Source organism: Kosakonia sp. ML.JS2a, assembly GCF_025642095.1.
Classification (GTDB): Bacteria; Pseudomonadota; Gammaproteobacteria; order Enterobacterales; family Enterobacteriaceae.
Map to the genome: position 1 here is coordinate 1,166,362 of NZ_CP106754.1, position 18,434 is coordinate 1,184,795.

Below are 18,434 nucleotides of genomic sequence, written 5' to 3' on the forward strand. Positions count from 1 at the left end.
CGCCTGCTTGCGGTACAGCGGAACGCGTCAGCCACGGGCGTGGGAAAAGTAAAACAGGGTAAAAGCGCAGGGGGGAAGTGGCAACCACAGGCACAGTGGCTACTCTTGAAGAGAAAGTGTTTTTTTTCAATAAGCTGTCATTTATTTGTAGGGGGCTACATGGGTTTCTGGCGCATTGTCTTTACGATTATTCTCCCGCCGCTTGGCGTACTGCTCGGTAAAGGGTTGGGCTGGGCGTTTATCCTCAATATTCTGTTAACGCTGTTGGGTTACATCCCGGGCCTGATCCACGCGTTTTGGGTACAAACCCGCGATTAAACGCTCTATGGGCGAAGCTTCGCCCTTAATAAAAATCAGCATGATGAAATGGTTAACTCCTGCTGTTCTTCGCCGAATCTGCGCAAAAACGTAAAGGTATTTATCATTCAGACGATAAATGAAACATTTGGCAATGATTCTAAGGAGAAGAGATGAGCATTAAGGATGTGGGTGCCTCCGCCAGTCAGCAAACAACGCCCGTTACGCATCAGTCAAAGACCCGCATGTTTGCGGGAAAAGAGATTGCCACGGACAGTTCGGTTGCGGTGAACATTTCTGAAGAAGCGCTCGCACGCGGGATGGAAGGGCATCCACCGTTGACCAAAGAAGAGATTGAAAAGAACACCCGTGCCATGGCGGAAGTCCGCAATGCCAATATGGCGGCGGTCACTCGTGGTGGCCCAAGCCTCGCCAGCGAATTTTATGGCGACCCGGCAACCGCCAACGACGCTGTGCGTTTTATCGACTTTTTCCAGCACTCCACGGTGGCGGCGGACGACATGGCCAGCGCGCTGCATCAGGCGATGACCTCGCCTGAAGTCAATGGCGACTACACCACCAATGCGATGGATCTGGCGCTGATGCAGGCTAAGCTCAACAAAGTGGTGGCGCAGTTTGTCTCTGCGGATTATCAACAGCAGGCCAGTGACTTTGTTGCCAGCTATATCAGTGAAAAGGCCGATCAGGCGGATCAGATGACCCGTGTTGTACTCTCGCAGGCAAGTAAACTGGCGCAAAGTCTGGGAGATGAGGAGCAGGCGAAGCATCATCAGGATGCGATCAATCAACTGAGTGACGGTACGCACTCTTCGCAGACGGTGCGTAACGAGATGCTGCAACTGACCGCCAGTAACAAAGAGAGCGATGTCTGGTTTTCCCATCTGAATAACCGGGTGAGCGAAAGCCGTTCGTTACCCTACATCAGCGAGATCGAAAAGCAGCATATCAGCGCGCTACAGCAGCAGTGGCAGCACTTTGTCGATAATCTTAATTCCGTAGCGTGAATCCTCTTCCCCGCCAGCAGCGGGGGAGGACCATCATGTTACCGGCGCGAAAAACAGCATCACGCCGGTGAGGGGACAGGATCAGAAGGTTTCCCAGTTGCTGTCGCTGGTCGTTGGCGCAGAGGCAGATGCCGGGCGCAACGGTGTGGATTGTGGTTTACCGGGCTTCGCACCTGACAGCGCCGTGTGACCGTTGACGCGGAACACTGCCACCGCCTGACGCAACTGCTCTGCTTGTTCTTCCAGTGCAGCAGAAGCCGCAGCGGATTCCTGCACCAGCGAGGCGTTCTGCTGGGTAACGCTATCCATCTGCGAAACCGCGAGGCTCACCTGCTCAATACCTTTGCTCTGTTCTTCAGAGGCGGACGCGATTTCCCCCATAATATCCGTCACCCGTGTTACGGCGGTGACGATCTCTTTCATCGTATCACCGGCTTCTGCCACCTGAGTGGTACCGGAATTGACCCGGTTTACCGAGTTTTCAATCAGCGTTTTGATCTCTTTCGCTGCCTGAGCACTGCGGCTGGCAAGGGTACGGACTTCCCCGGCCACCACGGCGAAACCGCGACCCTGCTCGCCAGCGCGGGCGGCTTCAACCGCGGCGTTGAGCGCCAGGATGTTGGTCTGGAAAGCGATGCCGTCAATCACACCGGTAATGTGGGCGATTTGTTGCGAGCTGTCTGAGATTTCGCTCATCGTGCGCACCACGTTGCTCACGACCTGACCACCGCGCGCCGCAGTATCCGAGGCGTTCTTCGCCAGTTGCGAAGCCTGACGGGCGTTGTCGGTGTTCTGTTTCACCGTCGCAGTCAGTTGCTCCATACTGGCGGCGGTCTCTTCCAGTGAGGCGGCCTGCTGTTCGGTACGTGAAGAGAGATCGTTGTTACCGGTGGAGATTTCGCTCGCGCCGGTGTAAATCGAGTCAGAGCTGTTACGCACGGCGCTCACGGTTTGCACCAGCGAAGACTGCATTTCGTGCAAACCTGCCGCCAGTTGACTCATTTCGTTGCGACCTTCAGCAGAGATGGACTGCGTCAGATCGCCGCTGGCGATCGCGCGGATATTCGCCATCACGCTATGCAACGGTTTAAGCAACAGATGTTGCAGACCCAGCCAGATAACAATCATCACCCCAATCACCACCAGCAAAATCACGCCCAGCGTCCATTGCATACTGGTGAAGCTGCTCTGATTTTCCTGCGCAGCGGCTTGCAGGAAGGTGTTGTTCTCCGTGCGCCATTTGGCGTAGCTGGCGTCCATATCGTCCTGGGCTTGTTGTGCATCCAGGTTGCCGTACGCTTCGTAATTATTCGCCCGCAGGAAGGTGATCGATTGTTGCAGCACATCATGCATTTTGGTGATGTTCTGCGCCACGTCGTCGGCTAATGCCGTATCCTGGCCTGCAACGCGCGGGGTGCTTTTGTAATTGTTGAAGTATCCTTCCGCCTTGCCGAGCGACTCGGTTGCGGTGTTCAGGAGTTTTTCGATACTGGCAAGCGAGGCGGGATCGCGCTGGTTTTTCAAGAAGCGGATTGCTACGCGGGTAACGGTGACGCGTGTTTTGATCAGCGTATTCACGCTGTCGCCAAGGTTTTCCTGCTGTGCGTTCAGCACGCCGGTGTTCTGGAAGTTCACTCTGTCGTTATTGACTGCCGAGTAGAACAATCCCCCGGTGACGAACTGAAGAAGACAAAATACCGAAAGAGCGATAATGATGCCGGTAATAACCCGTATATTTTTGAGCATGGCCATAGTCCGTGAGAGAGTCGGGATTGCTCACTAGTTATCGACCTGGCATAAATTAACTTTATGATCGCTTTTTAAACACTTAATTAAGACTTAAGTAACTGCCCGGTGCGTCACACACCGGGAAGCGGTTCACTTTTTGTTGCGCAGTTTCACCGCCATAGTAATGCGCGGCTCCAGCAGTTTTGCCACGGCGGCAAATACCGGCACCACCACCGAGTTGCCGAACTGGCGGTAAGCTTGTGTGTCGGAAACCGGAATACGAAACGGTTTGTCGCCGGGTTTCTCAAAGCCCATTAAACGGGCGCATTCGTGCGGCGTCAGGCGGCGCGGTCGCCGGGCCTGATTTTCTGCATGGTTGAAATCCGCTTCACCCAGCGCTTTATCCCAGCCGCGATCCACCAGAATTTCAGAACCATCTTTGTGATAGCGCGCCGACAGGGTGCGGGCAACGCTGTTCTCGCGAGTGGGATCGACCAGCCCGAAGCCAAAACCATTGCCCTTCGCGGCATGCTTTTTCGCATAGCGATAGAGGTAATCCCAAAGCTTGTGCGACAACACATATTTGCTGTCGACCGTCGGCTCCAGTAACTGACCAAACGTCGGGCGCTGTGACGGGTAAAAGCGATCGATGTCGCGCAGGGTAAAACCTTCGCTGAGCTGTAAATCGCGGCGGAAACCGACCAGCACAATGCGCTCGCGATGCTGCGGCAGGAAATGCCTACCGTCGATAATTTTCGGATCATCCTTGCCATTGATACTGGCATCGGCAACGTCGTAACCCAATTCGTCCAGCGTGTTCATGATCACGCTGAAGGTTTTACCTTTGTCGTGACTCTTCAGGTTCTTAACGTTTTCCAGCACGAAAATCGCCGGGCGGCGGGCTTTAATAATCCGTGCAACATCAAAAAACAGCGTACCCTGCGCTTCACACTCAAATCCATGGGCGCGACCCATGGCATTCTTTTTGCTGACGCCGGCCAGGCTAAATGGCTGGCAGGGGAAGCCCGCCAGCAATACATCATGCTCGGGGATCTGCTGGCAGATATGCGCGTAGGCGTCGGTTTCTGAAATGGCCGGGTTGCCGCTGAGCGTCACTTCGCGGATATCCTGGTTAAAGGTGTGTACCGCGCTGTCGTTGTACCAGTTGGCCTTGTAAGTGCGCACGGCGTTTTTATTCCATTCGCTGGTAAACACGCACTGCCCGCCAATGGCTTCAAAACCGCTGCGAATGCCGCCAATACCGGCGAAGAGATCGATAAAACGGAAGCGATAATGGGGATGATGTGCAGGAGGGGAGGGGAGTAGCCCGCGCAGCAGCGCTTCTTCGGCAGCGGTCAGGGTTTTTGGCGCGCCTTTGCCGTTTACCCAGCGATTAAGGGACTCCCGGCTCCATTCCCGTTTGCCCGTTTTTTTTAGCTGTTCGGCCACAAACTTTTGGCCGTAAATGTCCAGTACCTGGTCCAGTAATGCCCGATCGCGTACCTGCTGTCGCTGTTGGTCACTCTCTGCCTGCACCAACTGATGCAGCGCAAGTGAATCAAATTCCGCCATGGCGTCTCCTTGGATGATGGTCTGAAATATATCACTCATTTGACCCAGAGGAGAATCGCCAGAACAGGGGGTTATTCCTGAAATGTGCCGCCCGCTGTTTAAAAAATGCCGGGTTCACCTGCTTTTGCCATGTGGGGCTGAGATTGCCATGAGGGAACAACCTGATGCGTTATGAATGCGTCCGGTTCCAGGGCATTTTTGCCAGCAGCAGCGCCATGCCGCACCAGCCGCTCAGCCCGGCGAACAACAAGCCCGCGCCGACAAAGCCCGACAACAGAAAAAATCCCGGATTCACCGCATAGCCCAGAACGACACCGCTAAGGATCAGCGTACCGGCAACGATTTGCACCTGTTGCATTAACGGGCGCGGCTGACTTTTATCCTGCACTGTCGGCAGCTTTGATTGTTTCCAGTTATTCAGCCCGCCCTCCAGGATCGCGACCTGCGCGGAGCCTGCCGCCTGGATCAGCGCATCGATGTTTTGCTGCGTACGCATGCCGGACTGGCAATGAAAGATCACGGTTTGCTGGGGCGAAGCGAGTGCCCCGTTTTTACCGGCGATCAGGGTATCCAGCGGCAGCGATACGGCATCAGGGAGGTGCTCGCGGCGAAATTCATCAGACTGGCGAATATCAACCAGCAGCGCGCCGCTTTGCTGCAATGTGATCGCCTGTTCGGGGGTGACCTGGGTGTAACGCATGTTTATACCTCCGGGCAGTAGATGCCCTTGAGTGTGTTAATGATTGTACTGACCGTCGGATCCTGAATGAAGTAGTTGACCCGTTGCGCCTGGCGCTGGCTGGTGATTAACCCCTCTTCTTTCATCCGCGCCAGATGCTGGGATGTTGCCGAAGGGCTAAGGCCGGTTGCCATACTTAACTCGCCCGCTGACGTTCCGGGGGCATCGATCAGCATGCACAGAATCAGCAACCGGTGAGGGTTGCTCATCGATTTCAACAGCCCGGATGCCTGTTCGGCCTGCGCCTGCAGTTGAAGAATATCCATGTCAGTCACTTTGTTTAGCATTTTCTAAATTTAGATTAATCTAAAATAAAAGACAGCAGGATGCAAGAGGGAAACCGCGCAGGAATAGCCTCATGTCGGCAATCCTTATGGATAACCGGGATGAGACTAATCGATAGGAATGAGACAAACGCAGCGGTTGGCGGAAGAGATTATTGCAGCTTGCCGGTGATTTTTCGGGTAAACGCGGCAGAGAGATCGCCCCGAAGCTGCTCAAACCGTCTTCTGAATGGATCGCCCCGACGACAGATCAGCACGACACGCCTGCGAAGCTCCTCAGGATGCGTTCGCAGATAGCGGATGTTTTTCACTTTTTCATCAATGGATGACAACAGCGGGAAAAACGAAACATTTTGTGAGTGCGTCACGATATAGCGCGCGGTTTCCAGGGTATTGGGCATGATTTTAGTGGCACTCAGGACCGTTTGGGCAAAGGTATCATCCAGTGCTTCGGCAAACAGCGACTCGGTAATCATGATTTTTTCATTCTGGGGCAACGGAAGTTTGAATTTATCGTTACTCACCGAGGGGTGTTTAGTACTCAGGCCAATGACGTAAGGTTCTTCAAACACGGGAAATTCAACCACGTCGTCATTATTAATCGGCGAAGTAATTATCGCGACCTGAATAATATCGTGGTCGAGCAGGGCAACCAGTTTCTCTTTGCTGGCTTCATGAAATTTGAACTCTGTTTTTGGAAAACGCTCCCGACAAATCATTTCAATGTCGCCAAAAATGTAGGGGGCGAGAGTGGGGACTGAACCGATATTTAACACCCCCGACGGATGTTTTTTGGATTCTTCCGCCATGTGTTTAAGACTTTTCACTTCTGACAAAATGACCTCTATCTGCGACAAGGCTTCTATCCCCTGTGCTGTAAACTTAACGCCGCGCACCTGACGATTAATTAATGTTATTCCCAGATCGCTTTCAAGTTTGCGTACCTGGGCGCTCAGCGTCGGTTGCGAAACATTGCAAGCATCGGCCGCTTTTTGAAAATGTTTGTATCGCGCAAGCGCGTACAGATACTCAAGATCTCTAACCCTCATTTTCTTTCCCCTGGAATCAGACAAAAAAATTAGCGGTGTAGTATTCATCCATTAATATGGAATGAGTACCTTTTTTACGGGATCTTTATTCACTTTGTGATCGGTGTTTAATAATGGCGAGTTAATTTTGTTATTGTTTTTCAATGGATTACTTATTTTTTATGTGTGTTCTGTGAATGGGTCTAGCCTACGTTATATTGATTTGTTTAATTTATTGATTTCGCTCAAGCATTTCAATAGGAAATGCATATATATCGGCTGTTATTTATATGCTTTTTTTGTTGAGGGGCATGTTTTGGCTATGATAGGGTTGCAGCCCCGTAAAGGTAAGCATTTTACTGTTTAGTGCATCAGGTGAATCTTAGCAAGGTAATAAAACTGCCTAATATAAATGTCATGGTGAAGTGAGATTGATGATGGAAGTTTTCGAAAAAATTGCGGTTGATATTAAAGAAAAAATATCAAACATGGTTCCGGAAGGTGAGGTGGATGTCGACTTTATGGTTGTTGATGATGACACCATTCGTTTTATTGTCGCATTCAGTCAGGGACTTTATGAACAAAAGATAAATAAACTGGATATTCATATTAAAACGCTCTCCTGAGCGGCAATCATCGTTGGTGGATGAGATTATGCAGAATATCTTTTTTATGCATGCGAAAAATAAAATAATACCCGCTATGCAAATGGTTTCGCGGTAATGCGATAAATGCGGCCCCTACCCGTGTAAAGGTGGTCAGTTGAGCAGACAAGGAGTGTTGATTATAAAAACATAATAATAAGCCCTTGCACTACGTTGTTTTCAACTCTGGGTTGAGAGGGGAAATTCAACGTAGTGCCTTTTTTGCAGGTCAACGGGAGCCTATGGGCGCACCAACGTCGGACGTTTGGCGTTAAAAGTCCAGTTATCGATTAAGAACTGCATACCGATCGCGTCGTTGCGGTTCTTATCGGGCAATGAACGATAGCGCTGATGCGCCGTTTCCACCCGCGCCATATCCAGCGTAATGCCAAGCCCAGGCCCCGCAGGCAGTTCAAGATAGCCATTACGGATCACCGGCGCTTCCCGCGTCAGCTGTTGACCATCCTGCCAAATCCAGTGGGTATCGAAGGGGGTGATGCGTTCGCCCGGCGCTGCGGCTCCAAGGTGCGCCACCATCGCCAGCGAAATATCAAAATGATTATTGGAGTGGCAACCGGTGGTTAATCCCCATTCACTGCATAACTGCCCCACCGTATGCGCATTACGCATCGTCCAGAAGTGTGGGTCCGCCAGGGGGATATCAATGGCGTTCAACCGTAAGGCATGCTCCAGTTGTCGCCAGTCGTTGGCAATCATATTGGTCGCGACCGGCACGCCGGTGGCACGTTTGAATTCGGCCAGCGTTTCGCGCCCGGAAAACCCCTGTTCCGCACCGCAGGGATCTTCCAGATAGGGCACCCGCCCGGCTAATTGCTTCCCGAAACGGATGGCTTCATCCAGCGACCAGCTGGCATTCGGATCGACCGTCACTCGTGCGCCGGGGAAGTGTGCAAGAAGCCTTTCTACGGTTTCGACCTCGTACTCGCCGGCATGCACCCCGCCTTTCAGTTTGAAATCGCGAAAACCGTACTGCTCCATGGCGGCTTCAGCCAGTCGCACTACGGCCTGGTGATCCATCGCTGGCTGGTGGCGGAGCCAGAACCAGTCGTGGTGATGTTCGTCGCCGGGTTGGTAATTCATAGTGGTTTTACGCCGATCGGCGATATAAAACAGATAGCCCAGCACCGGGATCCGTTCCCGCTGTTTGCCCGACGCCAGCAGATCAGCCACCGGTAGATCAAGAAATTTGCCCTGTAAATCCAGCAATGCGGCCTCAATGGCCGCCACCGCGTTATAGAATTTTTCCGGGTTCATCTGCGGAATGTGGATCGTATCGGCCAATTGACTGTGCTGATTACGGGCATCGCTGCGCCATAGCTGGCTGATAGTGTGGTTAAGACGCATCAGTTCGCTGCCAACAATCTGCGGTTCAAAACGCGCCAGCAGATCCAGCACCGCGCTGTGACACGGGCATTCCCCTACGCCCGTGTTACCACTGGAATCGGTCAGGACGACCAGAATGCGCGTGAAATAGCAATTATGCGCACCGCCAATATTCAGCAGCATGCTGTCGTACCCGGCCACCGGAATGACCTGCATACGGGTTACTTTCGGGCTAGCGGACATGTTTATTCTCCACGGTCACAAAAGCGCCGGGCGCAGGTTTGTGCCGCAACAGCAGCAGCCACAGCCCGGTAATGACAGAAACGCTGGTTAACGCATACAGCCCGCCGGTGGTGGAGCCGGTGGTCAGCTCCAGATAACCAAACACCGTGGGCGCAAAGAAACCGCCAAGATTGCCAATGGAGTTAATCAGCGCAATTCCGGGAGCGACAATACTGGCGGGTAACTCGCCTTGCGGCATGGGCCAGAATAGCGTGGCGCTCACTTTCGAGCCGATACAGGCGACGATCATTGCCACAAAACCGAACCACGGGTTACCCATTGTCGCCATAAAAGTGCCGCAGGCGGCGACCAGCATGGCCACGCCCAGCCCCTGATTAAGTTTGTCACGGTAGCGGTCGCTGTAACGGCCCACGATATTGAGCGCGATAATCGCGCACAGCCAGGGAATGGCGGTCAGTAAGCCGATACCAAAACTGCTGAAACCCTGAATACGCTGGATGATTTGCGGCAGCCAGAACACCAGCGTGTAGCCGGTCATGGTCATGGTAAAGAAGATCAGGCAGTAAGTGAGTAACCGACGATCGGTGAGCAGCGCCATTTTGCCGGGCGCGGCATCGTGCTGCTCCCGGGCGCGATCTTCTCGCGCCAACTGGTTGATGAGTGCTTGTTTCTCTTGCGCCGTGAGCCAGCGCGCATCCTGCGGGCGCGACACCAATACCGCCAGTGCGATCAATCCGACCAGCACCGATCCGCCGCCTTCTAAAAACATCACCCATTTCCAGCCGGCAATGCCCATCATGTCATGCATCATCAGGATCGAGCCGGTGATCGGCCCGGAAAAAAGAAAGGCGCCTGCCGATGCGCTTAAGATCATCGCCGTCGCCCGCCCGCGATGAGAGTTTGGCACCCACAGGCGAAAGTAGAACAGCACACCGGGGAAGAAACCTGCTTCCGCCACGCCAAGTAAAAAGCGCAGCATATAGAATTGCACTGGCGAGGTGACAAAGCCGGTCAGCACCACCACCAAACCCCAGGTGGCCATGATGCGCGTGAGCCAGAGACGCGCACCGTATTTTTTCATCATGATATTGCTGGGCACTTCAAACAGCGCATAGCCAATAAAAAACAGCCCGGCTCCCAGTCCAAATGCGGCGGCGCTGATCCCGGCGTCGGTTTGCAGCTCCGCTTTAATAAAGCCAATATTGGAACGATCAATCTGATTAATGATCAGCATGATGGCGAGCATTGGAATGATGCGGCGGAAAAACTTCCCCACCGCGGTGGAAATATGCTTTTGGTCTTCGTGAGGTATATGCAGATGCCCTGTCTCTGTCATGGGGATTCTCCCGTTATAATAGTTTTTAAATAGTAGGGAGCGTATTTCGCGAAAAATATATGCATTCGCACAAGGGTTGTTGTGATTTTATTCAATGGCCCTAAAATATCATGTGGTTACAATGTGTGAAGGCGGAAGTTTTCCTTAAGGATATGTGTGAGTATTCACAAAAAACGCATTTCTATAGAATAAAGCAGTATTGCCATTTGAGTTTTTATTATATTGGTCTAGCGATATATCCTCGCGATGTTATTATTTTGAATTTTATGGCGATATTTTTTCTCTACGGCTTGTGCATTTGCTGAATAAAACACTCACACTTTCTGCTTGAATTATTACAATCATCTGCGTTAACTGCTCATAACATTGTGTTACTCACTGAATAATAGTGTGAAGGTTTACCTGACGATGAAAAATACCCTCTGTACGCTGGCTGTTGCCATGACCCTCTGGACGAGTGCTGCAAACGCCTGGAATAATGCGCTCCCCGTTGGTCCGGTGGTCGGCGATCAGTCGCTGTCGCCATTTTACATCTGGGACAGCGCGCTTCCGCAGCGTCCGGGAGTGATGCTGCGCGAAGAGTCTATACCGCGCCAGCCGGACATCACCGATGCCAGCAAGATCCAGCGCATTCTCTATACCTCGCAGGACAAACGCTGGAATGCGGGAAGCGTACCGGTGAGCGGCACGCTCTGGTTTCCGCAAGGCGAGACGCCGAAAGGGGGCTGGCCGGTCATCGCCTGGGCACACGGTACGCTCGGCGTCGCCGATGCCTGCGCCCCCTCATGGACAAACCCGACCCCGCGCGATGCGCACTATATCAATCAGTGGCTGAAACGGGGGTTTGTGGTGGTCGCCACGGATTACCAGGGGCTGGGTGGGCCCGGGCCGCACCCCTATCTTAACTGGGAAGCGGAAGGGCGCTCGGTACTCGACAGCGTGCGTGCGGTGTTGCAGGCGTATCCGCAACAGATTGCCAATAACCTGGTGATCACCGGGCAGTCGCAAGGTTCAGGGGCGTCTCTCGGCGCCAGCCTGATTGCGCCAGACTATGCGCCAGAGTTGAAACTGCGCGCCACCATTGCCACCGGGCTGGTGGCGACGTTTCCGGACGGCCCGATAAAACCGGGTCATGCGCGGCCAGGTCACCGCGATCCGGCGCGTTTTACCCTGTTACGATTGATTGGCGGCTCGCTACCGGACGGTGCGCCAGCGGCAGATAAATGGGTCACGGCGCAAGGGGCGAAGATGCTGACGCTTGCCAGAACTGCCTGTATGAAAGAACTGGGTCGCTATGAGCGCAAGGAGAAGCTTGACGGCGCTAACGCGTTTGTCGGGGGTTCCGGGCCGGTTAATGCCGCGTTAATTCCGGTAACCAATATGCCGCTGAAGATGTTCCCGGCACCGCTATTTACAGCCACCGGTCTGGCCGATCACACGCTGTCACCGCACCATCAGTACGCTGCCGTTGCTGCGCTGTGCGCTGCCGGAAATCCGGTTGAGTGGAAGACCTACCCCGGCATTACCCATAACGGCACGGTAAATGTGGCCTTTGAGGATGAGCTGGCGTTCGTTCGCGGCGTGATGGAGCACGCGCCGCAGCAAAACAGTTGCGGGTCGTTGCAGGCGCCAGGCGAGCCGCAACACCCGGTGAAGGGCGTACCGTTTAACACCTGATGGGTTACGGGTGACGCCAGCGCAGCGTTGCCGGCAGGATACGTTGCGGCGTCGCCGGCTCGTTGCCTTCAATCATCTGTGTGATGATATCGAAGCAGTCCTGCGCCAGGCGCGGAACATTCTGTTCGACCGTATCAATCGGCAGCGACAGCGAATCATACAGATAGTGATCGTCAAAACTGGCGATATGGATATTGCTCTCCAGTAAGTGGTGCTGGCTCATATAGCGCAGCACCCCTTCCAGCAGGCCACACGCGGCGGTAAACAGCGCTTTCGGCGGGCGACCCAGCCTGGCGCAGAGGGCGGCGAACATCTCATAGCCGCTGCTCGGGTGATAATTGCCGTGAATGATCCACTCCGGGCGCGGCGTGACGCCTGCGCGCTCCAGACCCTGCATAAACCCGGCAAGGCGGTCTTTGGTCGGTGACAGACGCGGCTGGCCGCCCAGGAAATAGACTTCATCGGGATTGGCGCGCGCCAGATGTTCAACCAGTTCGGCGGTCGGCGTCAGGGAATCGGTGATCACCAGCGGCAGACGGGTGTCGTTGATATGGCGGTCAAACAGCACCACCGGGAGCTGTTCGCTCAGCTTCAGGTAGTCGCTGTCGCTTTGCATGCTGGAGGCAACAATCAGGCCATCAACCTGTCGCGCCACCAGGTTGTTCACGACGACCGTTTCCTGGCTGGCGTTTTCGTCCGTGCAGGAGATCAGCAGTTGCAGACCCGCTTCGCGGCACAGGTTTTCCAGCTCGTGAGAAAAAACGGCGAAACCGTAGTTGGTGATTTCCGGCACCACCAGACCCAGCGTATGGCTGCGGTTTTCGCGCAACAGGCGGGCGTGAATACTGGGCTGATAATGGTGCTGCTGGGCGATAGTCAGAACGCGCTCGCGCGTCTCCTGCGCCACACGCAACTCTTTACCACGGCCGTTAAGCACCAGGCTGGCGGTGGCTTTAGAAACCCCCGCCAGCGCGGCGATATCACTGATGGTGACGCGTTTTGTTTTTCTCACGGTTTTGCATCGGTTAATGAAACAAGCACTTATTCTACCATGCAAGAACGTAACGACCAGTAGTGCGCCCGCACTTCTGCGCGACCGGTCAGCGTTAACTGCGCCGGATGCAGCGGGAAGTAGCGGCTACTCATCACCCCTTCGCCATCATTGATAAAAATCTCTACGCTGGAGTGATCGCAGAGGATCTGCAATTTCCGCGCCTGACCGCACCAGTAGCGGTAGAGCCACTCACCTGTTTCGAGGCTGCGACGGGCAAGACGCAGTTCGTCGTTTTGCCATTCCAGGATCAGCGTATCGGCAAAATTCAGCGTGACCTCAGCGTCGCACTCCAGCACCAGTTCAAGACGTTGCGCGTCCAGCGCTGGCATGCGTTCGGCTTCGCCGTGGTAAGTCTGCTCTTCACCGCGCAGCGCCTGCAACTCAACAATCGGTTGTTGATACAGTTTGCCATCACGGGAGGTCAGTTCGCGCAAGCAGGTCATCTGGTGGATCCAGCCATTGGCGACGGTTGGCTGGCGCATCTCTTCGCCATCCGGCACCCCCATCCAGCCGACCAGCAGACGACGCCCGTCGGCGGTCTGCGTGGTTTGCGGGGCGTAAAATTCAAACCCGGCATCCAGTTCGCAGAAATCGCCGTGTTGATAACAGGCATTCGTGTAGTCCAGTTGACCATTCAGATACGCGCTTGGGTGGGTATTGAGATAGCGCTTCTCTTCCCGCGCGATACCCTGCGGGCAGCAAATCAGGTACGTACTGCCGCCGAGAGTAAACATGTCCGGGCATTCCCACATATAGCCCGCCGCGCCGAGACCGCCGAGGCCGCTGCCGGCTATTTCGCCCAGGTTTTGCCAGTTCCACAGGTTTTCGGAACGCAACAGCAACACTTTGCCCTGTAACTGCAGATCCTGCGCGCCCAGCACCATGTACCAGTACTCGCCATGTCGCCAGACTTTCGGGTCGCGCACATGGCCGGTGTAGCCGTGCGGTAACGGGATCGCCGGGCCGAGCTTGTCGAAACCGCCTTCGCTGTTTTGCACCGCCAGGCACTGCCAGGCGGTGCGTGTGCCGTCATCGAACTTCACGTTGCCGGTATAGCAGAGCGTCAGCACACCGTCGTTATCAACGGCGCTGCCGGAGTAGCAACCACTACGGTCATACTCCTGATCGGGCAGCAGCGCGACAGGCTCATGTTGCCAGTGCAGCAAATCGTCGGAGCTCCAGTGCGCCCAGCCCTTATGCAGATGCTGGCAACCCAGTCCGTTCCACTGATAGAACAGGTGGTAGCGCCCGGCAAAATGGATAAAACCGTTTGGATCGTTGAGCAGCCCGGTGGTCGGCGCGAGGTGCCAGCCGGGGTAGTGGCTGTCTTGTAGCGCTTTGGGCTGGCCTTTCATGACTGCCTGCAATAATGCAGGCAGCAGGTTTGTTAACGCCATTATTCAGAGTCCGTTTTGTATTTCAGCAGGTACGAGATAACAAAGGCGGCGCCGAACGCGATAACCATGCCAATGGCGTAATTGAGCAGCGAGCTTGCCTGCACAATCGCCATTCCCGGAATGCCGGTCAGACCCACTGCGGTCATATAGACATGCACTGACACCACCCATGCGCCACCGATAGCCCCGCCGATAAGCGCGGCGATAAACGGTTTTACAAAGCGCAGGTTGATACCAAAAATCGCCGCTTCCGTAATCCCCAGCAACGCCGAGAACGCCGACGGCAGCGTGATCGCTTTAATCTTCGCGTCTTTGGTTTTAAACCAGACTGCCAGACATGCGCCGCCCTGCGCGACGTTCGCCATTGCCCAGATCGGCAGCAGGAAGTTTACACCGATTGACGGATTACCCAGCAGCCCCGCCTCAATGGCATGGAAACTGTGGTGCACGCCGGTGATGACAATCACGGAATACAACCCACCAAACAGCAATCCGGCCAGCCAGCCTGCATGGGTAATCAGCGTGCTGAGCACAAAGGAGATGCCGTCGCCCAGCGCGCGCCCTGCCGGGCCGATGATCAGCATAGCGATAAAACCGGAGATGATCACCGTCAGGAACGGCGTCAGGATCAGATCCAGCGCATCCGGGATCACGCGGCGCAGCTGTTTCTCCAGCGCACTCATAAACCACACTGCCAGCAGTACCGGGAAGACCGTGCCCTGGTAGCCGATCATCGCCACTTCAATGCCGAAGAAGTTCATGGTGTGGAAGCCTGCGGCCACGCCCCAGGCATTGGTCAGCGCCGGGTGAGTCAGAATGCCGCCGAGGGTTGCGCCGAGATAGGGGTTACCGCCAAACTCGCGGGCGGCGGTAAAACCAATCAGGATCGGCAGAATGATAAACGCCGCCGAACTGAACATGTCGAGCATGATATAGAGCGCGTTGTCGGCATTGACCCAGCCGTAGGTTTTCACCATACCCAGCAGGCCCATTAACAGACCCGAGGCGACAATCGCCGGAATAATCGGCACGAAAATATTCGACAGCAAACGGGCGATACGCTGGAACGGGTTCAGCTTACGCGCGGCAATATCAGCGGCTTCAGACTTACTGGTTTCGCTGATCCCCGCTTCGGCGATAAACGCCGCGTAGACTTTGTTCACCACCCCGGTGCCAAAGATAATCTGTAGCTGTCCGGCGTTGCGAAAACAGCCTTTCACCCCGTCGACCTTACCGATGGCGGCGGTATCGGCTTTGGCGTCTTCCACCAGCACCAGACGCAGGCGAGTGGCGCAGTGCGCGGCGCTGGCAATGTTGTCCTTGCCTCCCAGTAACGGCAGTAGCGACCGGGAAATTTCTGCAAAATCCATAAAAACCTCTGTCTTATCGTTTTTGTGGGATCAACCTGGCAAGATGCGGCCCCCGCAGGGGCCGACCGATCAGAACCAGGTTTCCATTTGTACGCCGAAGTTCCATTCGCCGCCGGCTTTGAAGCCGTTGCTGCCAAAGGCATCATCGCTGGCGTATTTATCCAGACGATGATCCCAGTCCATCCAGGTGGCGAAGAGGCGAATTTCCGGGCGTTTCAGGAACTCGCCGACATCGCTGGCTTTCAGCGTTGGGGCGACGGTGAGTTTGTAGAAACTGCCGCTCACCGCGTTGCGGCTGTTATACCCTTCCGGGCGTAAATCCATGTACTGATAGCTGCCTTCATACTGCATCTCGAAGTTTTCCGTGATGCCCTGAATCAGGCGCAGGTTCGCAGTAGCCCACTGGTAGCTGTCGCCTTTGACGTAACGATCTTTACTGCTCTGCGCAAGCACTGCCGGCGCGATATGCCAGCCGCCGCCCAGCGGGGTGATGCCGTAGCTCGCCAGACGCCAGGTATTGGCTTCCGGCAACAGTGCGCCGTCGGAGCCAATGGATTTGACCTCCGCACCCAGACCATGACCGTACAGCAAGGCGGTTTTCGCTGACCCTTCACGCAGACCGTAGAAGCTGTCGTTGTGCAGACCAAGCAGGGCGTGTACGCCAGTGTTGGCTGCATCGCCTTTCACTTTGTTGCCTTCCAGATCCAGACGGTCGTCGTTATCTTTGGCACGCATACCGCTGACCATCAACTGTACCGGGCCATAAAAGTTGTTCAGCGACAGAATGTAGTTCTGCGCGGTGTTTTCACTGTTTTCGATATCGCCGAAGGTGCGGCCGTAGATCGACAGGTTGCTGCGCGCCGCGTCGCTCCACTTCATGTCGTAGATCCCGGCGCCGGTACCGGCGAGGAATACCACATCGGAGTCGATCCAGTGAATATCGAAGTTATCGCGGTCAAAACGCTTACCGGCCCAGACGGTGGAGTCTTTAAACGCGCCGGTAAACGTGGGCAGATGACCGATTTCAGTGAACGCCTGGCGCAGGTTGAGATCGCTGGAGGAGGCGGTCCAGTCGTTATAGGTTTTTTGCCCGTCGGCAAGCATCACTTTAAAGCGGGTGGTCGCTCCGTTCGCCAGTGTCTGTTTATGTTCGAGGTTCATTTCGACATAGGTGTCCGGTTCGTTCCCCAGACGCCCGACGTGACCCCCGGTTTCGCCTGCTGGCGTTACCGTCGGGCCGCCCTGAGTTTTGGCCGCGGAGTTGTTCATCAGCAAGCCGGAACGGGCATAGCCGTGGAACTCGAAGCCACCTTCGTCGCTGGATTTTTGCTCCAGTTTTGCGGTGCGTTGTTCCACTTGTGTGGTGGTGGTTTGCGTTTTTTGCTGGGCGGTCGCCAGTTGCTGCGCCTGTTTTTCCGCCGCCTGAGCGCGGGTTTCGGCAGCGCTGGCGCGTTGTTCCGCTGCCTGTAAACGCTGCTCCAGCGCCGCGAGGCGCGCTTCAATACTGCTTGTGCCGGTATCGGCAGCCCAGACGGATCCGGAACTTAATATCACACCAAGGGTTACAGCGAGCGTGCTTTTTTTCATCGTTTTGCATCCCTAAGGAAGAGCCATCATCACAAAGTTATTTTTGCTAAACCGGTTTAGGTGTTGAATCATAATCACGCCCAATTTATCAGCGCAATGAAATTTGCTAAACCGGTTTAGTGAATGTGAGACGGCTCGCAAAACGAAGCGGTAACCCCACTCAAAATCAGGCGATACGATCCTCAAGCTGGTGGCGATAGGGCAGAGCGGTCATTGCCCCTTTTGCGGTGGTCGCCAGCGCGCCGCAGATTTGTGCGCTCGCCAGACGTGCTGCCAGCGCCGGTTCGTTGTCCGGCAGGCCGTGCTCCGCCAGACCCCACAGTAAACCGGCGACAAATGCGTCCCCTGCGCCGGTGGTGTCGACACTCACCACTGGCAGGGTGGGGTAGTGGTAAAGCGTGCCGCTGTGCCAGGCTTGCACCCCCGCTTTGCCCTGGGTGACCAGTAATAAGCTGATGGCATAGCGCTCCGCCAGCGCCTGCATGCTGGCACCGATGTGCGGCGAGCCGCTGATAAACGCCAGCTCCTCTTCCGAGAGTTTCACCACATCCGCCAGCGTTAGCGCCTGGCGCAAACACTGACGCAGTTGCTCGTCGTCAGCCCACAGGTCGTGACGAATGTTGGGATCAACGCTGACAAACCCGCCCGCCGCGCGGATGTTCTGCATGGCGGTAAACGCAGCGCTACGCGACGGTTCGGCCGCCAGCGCGATAGAACAGCAGTGCAGCCACTCTCCGCGCTGAAATTCAGGTAAATCTTCACTGGTCAGAAACAGATCGGCGCTGGGTCGCACCATAAAGGTAAAGGAGCGCTCACCGTCATCGTCCAGCGCCACCACCACCGTTGAGGTGCGCTGCGCCGGGTCGGCAGCCATAAACGCGGTGTCGACATGTTCATGCGCCAGCGTTTGCTGCATAAAACGACCAAACGGATCGTCCCCCACGCGGCCAATAAAGCCGCTATTCCCCTGTAACCGGGCAATTCCCACTGCCACATTCGCTGGCGCACCACCGGGACATTGCATCAGGCGTCCCGGCCCGTCCGGCAGCAGATCTACTACGGCGTCGCCCAGACACCAGACTCGAGCTGACATGCTATTCTCCCGCTAA

Annotated in this window: 16 protein-coding genes; 4 read left to right on the forward strand and 12 right to left on the reverse strand. The window is 55.2% G+C overall.

Going from position 1 to position 18,434, the window contains the following annotated elements; all coding sequences use genetic code 11:
* Nucleotides 1-159 precede the first annotated feature (159 nt).
* On the forward strand, nucleotides 160-318 hold the full coding sequence (locus N7922_RS05555) for a YqaE/Pmp3 family membrane protein (RefSeq protein WP_071889874.1): 159 nt from the start codon (nucleotides 160-162) through the stop codon (nucleotides 316-318).
* 152 nt (nucleotides 319-470) lie between these two features.
* Entirely contained in the window at nucleotides 471-1,322 is an 852-nt protein-coding gene (locus N7922_RS05560) for a hypothetical protein (protein ID WP_263099615.1), read from the forward strand.
* 81 nt (nucleotides 1,323-1,403) lie between these two features.
* Here the strand turns inward: N7922_RS05560 and tcp are convergent, their stop codons facing one another.
* The 5 genes from tcp to N7922_RS05585 form a co-directional block, all read right to left on the reverse strand.
* Nucleotides 1,404-3,068: a methyl-accepting chemotaxis citrate transducer gene (tcp, locus tag N7922_RS05565; RefSeq protein ID WP_263099616.1), complete on the reverse strand. Its 1,665-nt coding sequence runs from the start codon at nucleotides 3,066-3,068 to the stop codon at nucleotides 1,404-1,406.
* A 132-nt stretch (nucleotides 3,069-3,200) separates the two neighbouring features.
* The gene (locus N7922_RS05570; protein ID WP_263099617.1) at nucleotides 3,201-4,622 is read right to left on the reverse strand and encodes a DNA cytosine methyltransferase; all 1,422 of its coding nucleotides are present in this window, start codon (nucleotides 4,620-4,622) and stop codon (nucleotides 3,201-3,203) included.
* Between the two features lie 169 nt (nucleotides 4,623-4,791).
* Entirely contained in the window at nucleotides 4,792-5,322 is a 531-nt protein-coding gene (locus tag N7922_RS05575; protein ID WP_263099618.1) for a rhodanese family protein, read from the reverse strand.
* A gap of 2 nt (nucleotides 5,323-5,324) precedes the next feature.
* A complete protein-coding gene (locus N7922_RS05580) occupies nucleotides 5,325-5,627 on the reverse strand; it encodes an ArsR/SmtB family transcription factor (protein WP_411554164.1) in 303 nt (100 codons plus the stop codon).
* A gap of 170 nt (nucleotides 5,628-5,797) precedes the next feature.
* A complete protein-coding gene (locus N7922_RS05585; RefSeq protein ID WP_263099619.1) occupies nucleotides 5,798-6,694 on the reverse strand; it encodes a LysR family transcriptional regulator in 897 nt (298 codons plus the stop codon).
* A 413-nt stretch (nucleotides 6,695-7,107) separates the two neighbouring features.
* Here N7922_RS05585 and N7922_RS05590 point away from each other — a divergent pair, with 413 nt between their 5' ends.
* Nucleotides 7,108-7,299, forward strand: coding sequence for a hypothetical protein (locus tag N7922_RS05590; RefSeq protein ID WP_061493491.1), 192 nt, complete (start codon nucleotides 7,108-7,110; stop codon nucleotides 7,297-7,299).
* A 258-nt stretch (nucleotides 7,300-7,557) separates the two neighbouring features.
* On the opposite strand, the gene N7922_RS05595 is transcribed toward N7922_RS05590, so the two are convergent.
* Nucleotides 7,558-8,904, reverse strand: coding sequence for an enolase C-terminal domain-like protein (locus N7922_RS05595; protein WP_263099620.1), 1,347 nt, complete (start codon nucleotides 8,902-8,904; stop codon nucleotides 7,558-7,560).
* A complete protein-coding gene (locus N7922_RS05600) occupies nucleotides 8,894-10,240 on the reverse strand; it encodes an MFS transporter (protein ID WP_263099621.1) in 1,347 nt (448 codons plus the stop codon). The genes N7922_RS05595 and N7922_RS05600 overlap by 11 nt, the downstream gene beginning before the upstream one ends.
* Before the next feature lie 408 nt (nucleotides 10,241-10,648).
* On the opposite strand from N7922_RS05600, the gene N7922_RS05605 reads away from it, so the two are divergent.
* Nucleotides 10,649-11,917, forward strand: coding sequence for a lipase family protein (locus N7922_RS05605; protein WP_263099622.1), 1,269 nt, complete (start codon nucleotides 10,649-10,651; stop codon nucleotides 11,915-11,917).
* Nucleotides 11,918-11,921: 4 nt separating this feature from the next.
* Here N7922_RS05605 and N7922_RS05610 read toward each other — a convergent pair whose 3' ends face one another.
* The 5 genes from N7922_RS05610 to N7922_RS05630 all read right to left on the reverse strand — a co-directional run bounded on the left by N7922_RS05610 (nucleotide 11,922) and on the right by N7922_RS05630 (nucleotide 18,418).
* On the reverse strand, nucleotides 11,922-12,929 hold the full coding sequence (locus tag N7922_RS05610) for a substrate-binding domain-containing protein (RefSeq protein WP_263099623.1): 1,008 nt from the start codon (nucleotides 12,927-12,929) through the stop codon (nucleotides 11,922-11,924).
* Nucleotides 12,930-12,958: 29 nt separating this feature from the next.
* Nucleotides 12,959-14,368, reverse strand: coding sequence for a sucrose-6-phosphate hydrolase (locus N7922_RS05615; RefSeq protein WP_263099624.1), 1,410 nt, complete (start codon nucleotides 14,366-14,368; stop codon nucleotides 12,959-12,961).
* Nucleotides 14,368-15,738 (reverse strand): sucrose-specific PTS transporter subunit IIBC, encoded by a 1,371-nt coding sequence (locus N7922_RS05620; RefSeq protein WP_263099625.1) that lies wholly within the window; start codon nucleotides 15,736-15,738, stop codon nucleotides 14,368-14,370. The genes N7922_RS05615 and N7922_RS05620 overlap by 1 nt, the downstream gene beginning before the upstream one ends.
* A gap of 69 nt (nucleotides 15,739-15,807) precedes the next feature.
* The gene (locus tag N7922_RS05625) at nucleotides 15,808-17,325 is read right to left on the reverse strand and encodes a carbohydrate porin (RefSeq protein ID WP_263099626.1); all 1,518 of its coding nucleotides are present in this window, start codon (nucleotides 17,323-17,325) and stop codon (nucleotides 15,808-15,810) included.
* Between the two features lie 166 nt (nucleotides 17,326-17,491).
* Entirely contained in the window at nucleotides 17,492-18,418 is a 927-nt protein-coding gene (locus N7922_RS05630; RefSeq protein ID WP_263099627.1) for an aminoimidazole riboside kinase, read from the reverse strand.
* Nucleotides 18,419-18,434 lie beyond the last annotated feature (16 nt).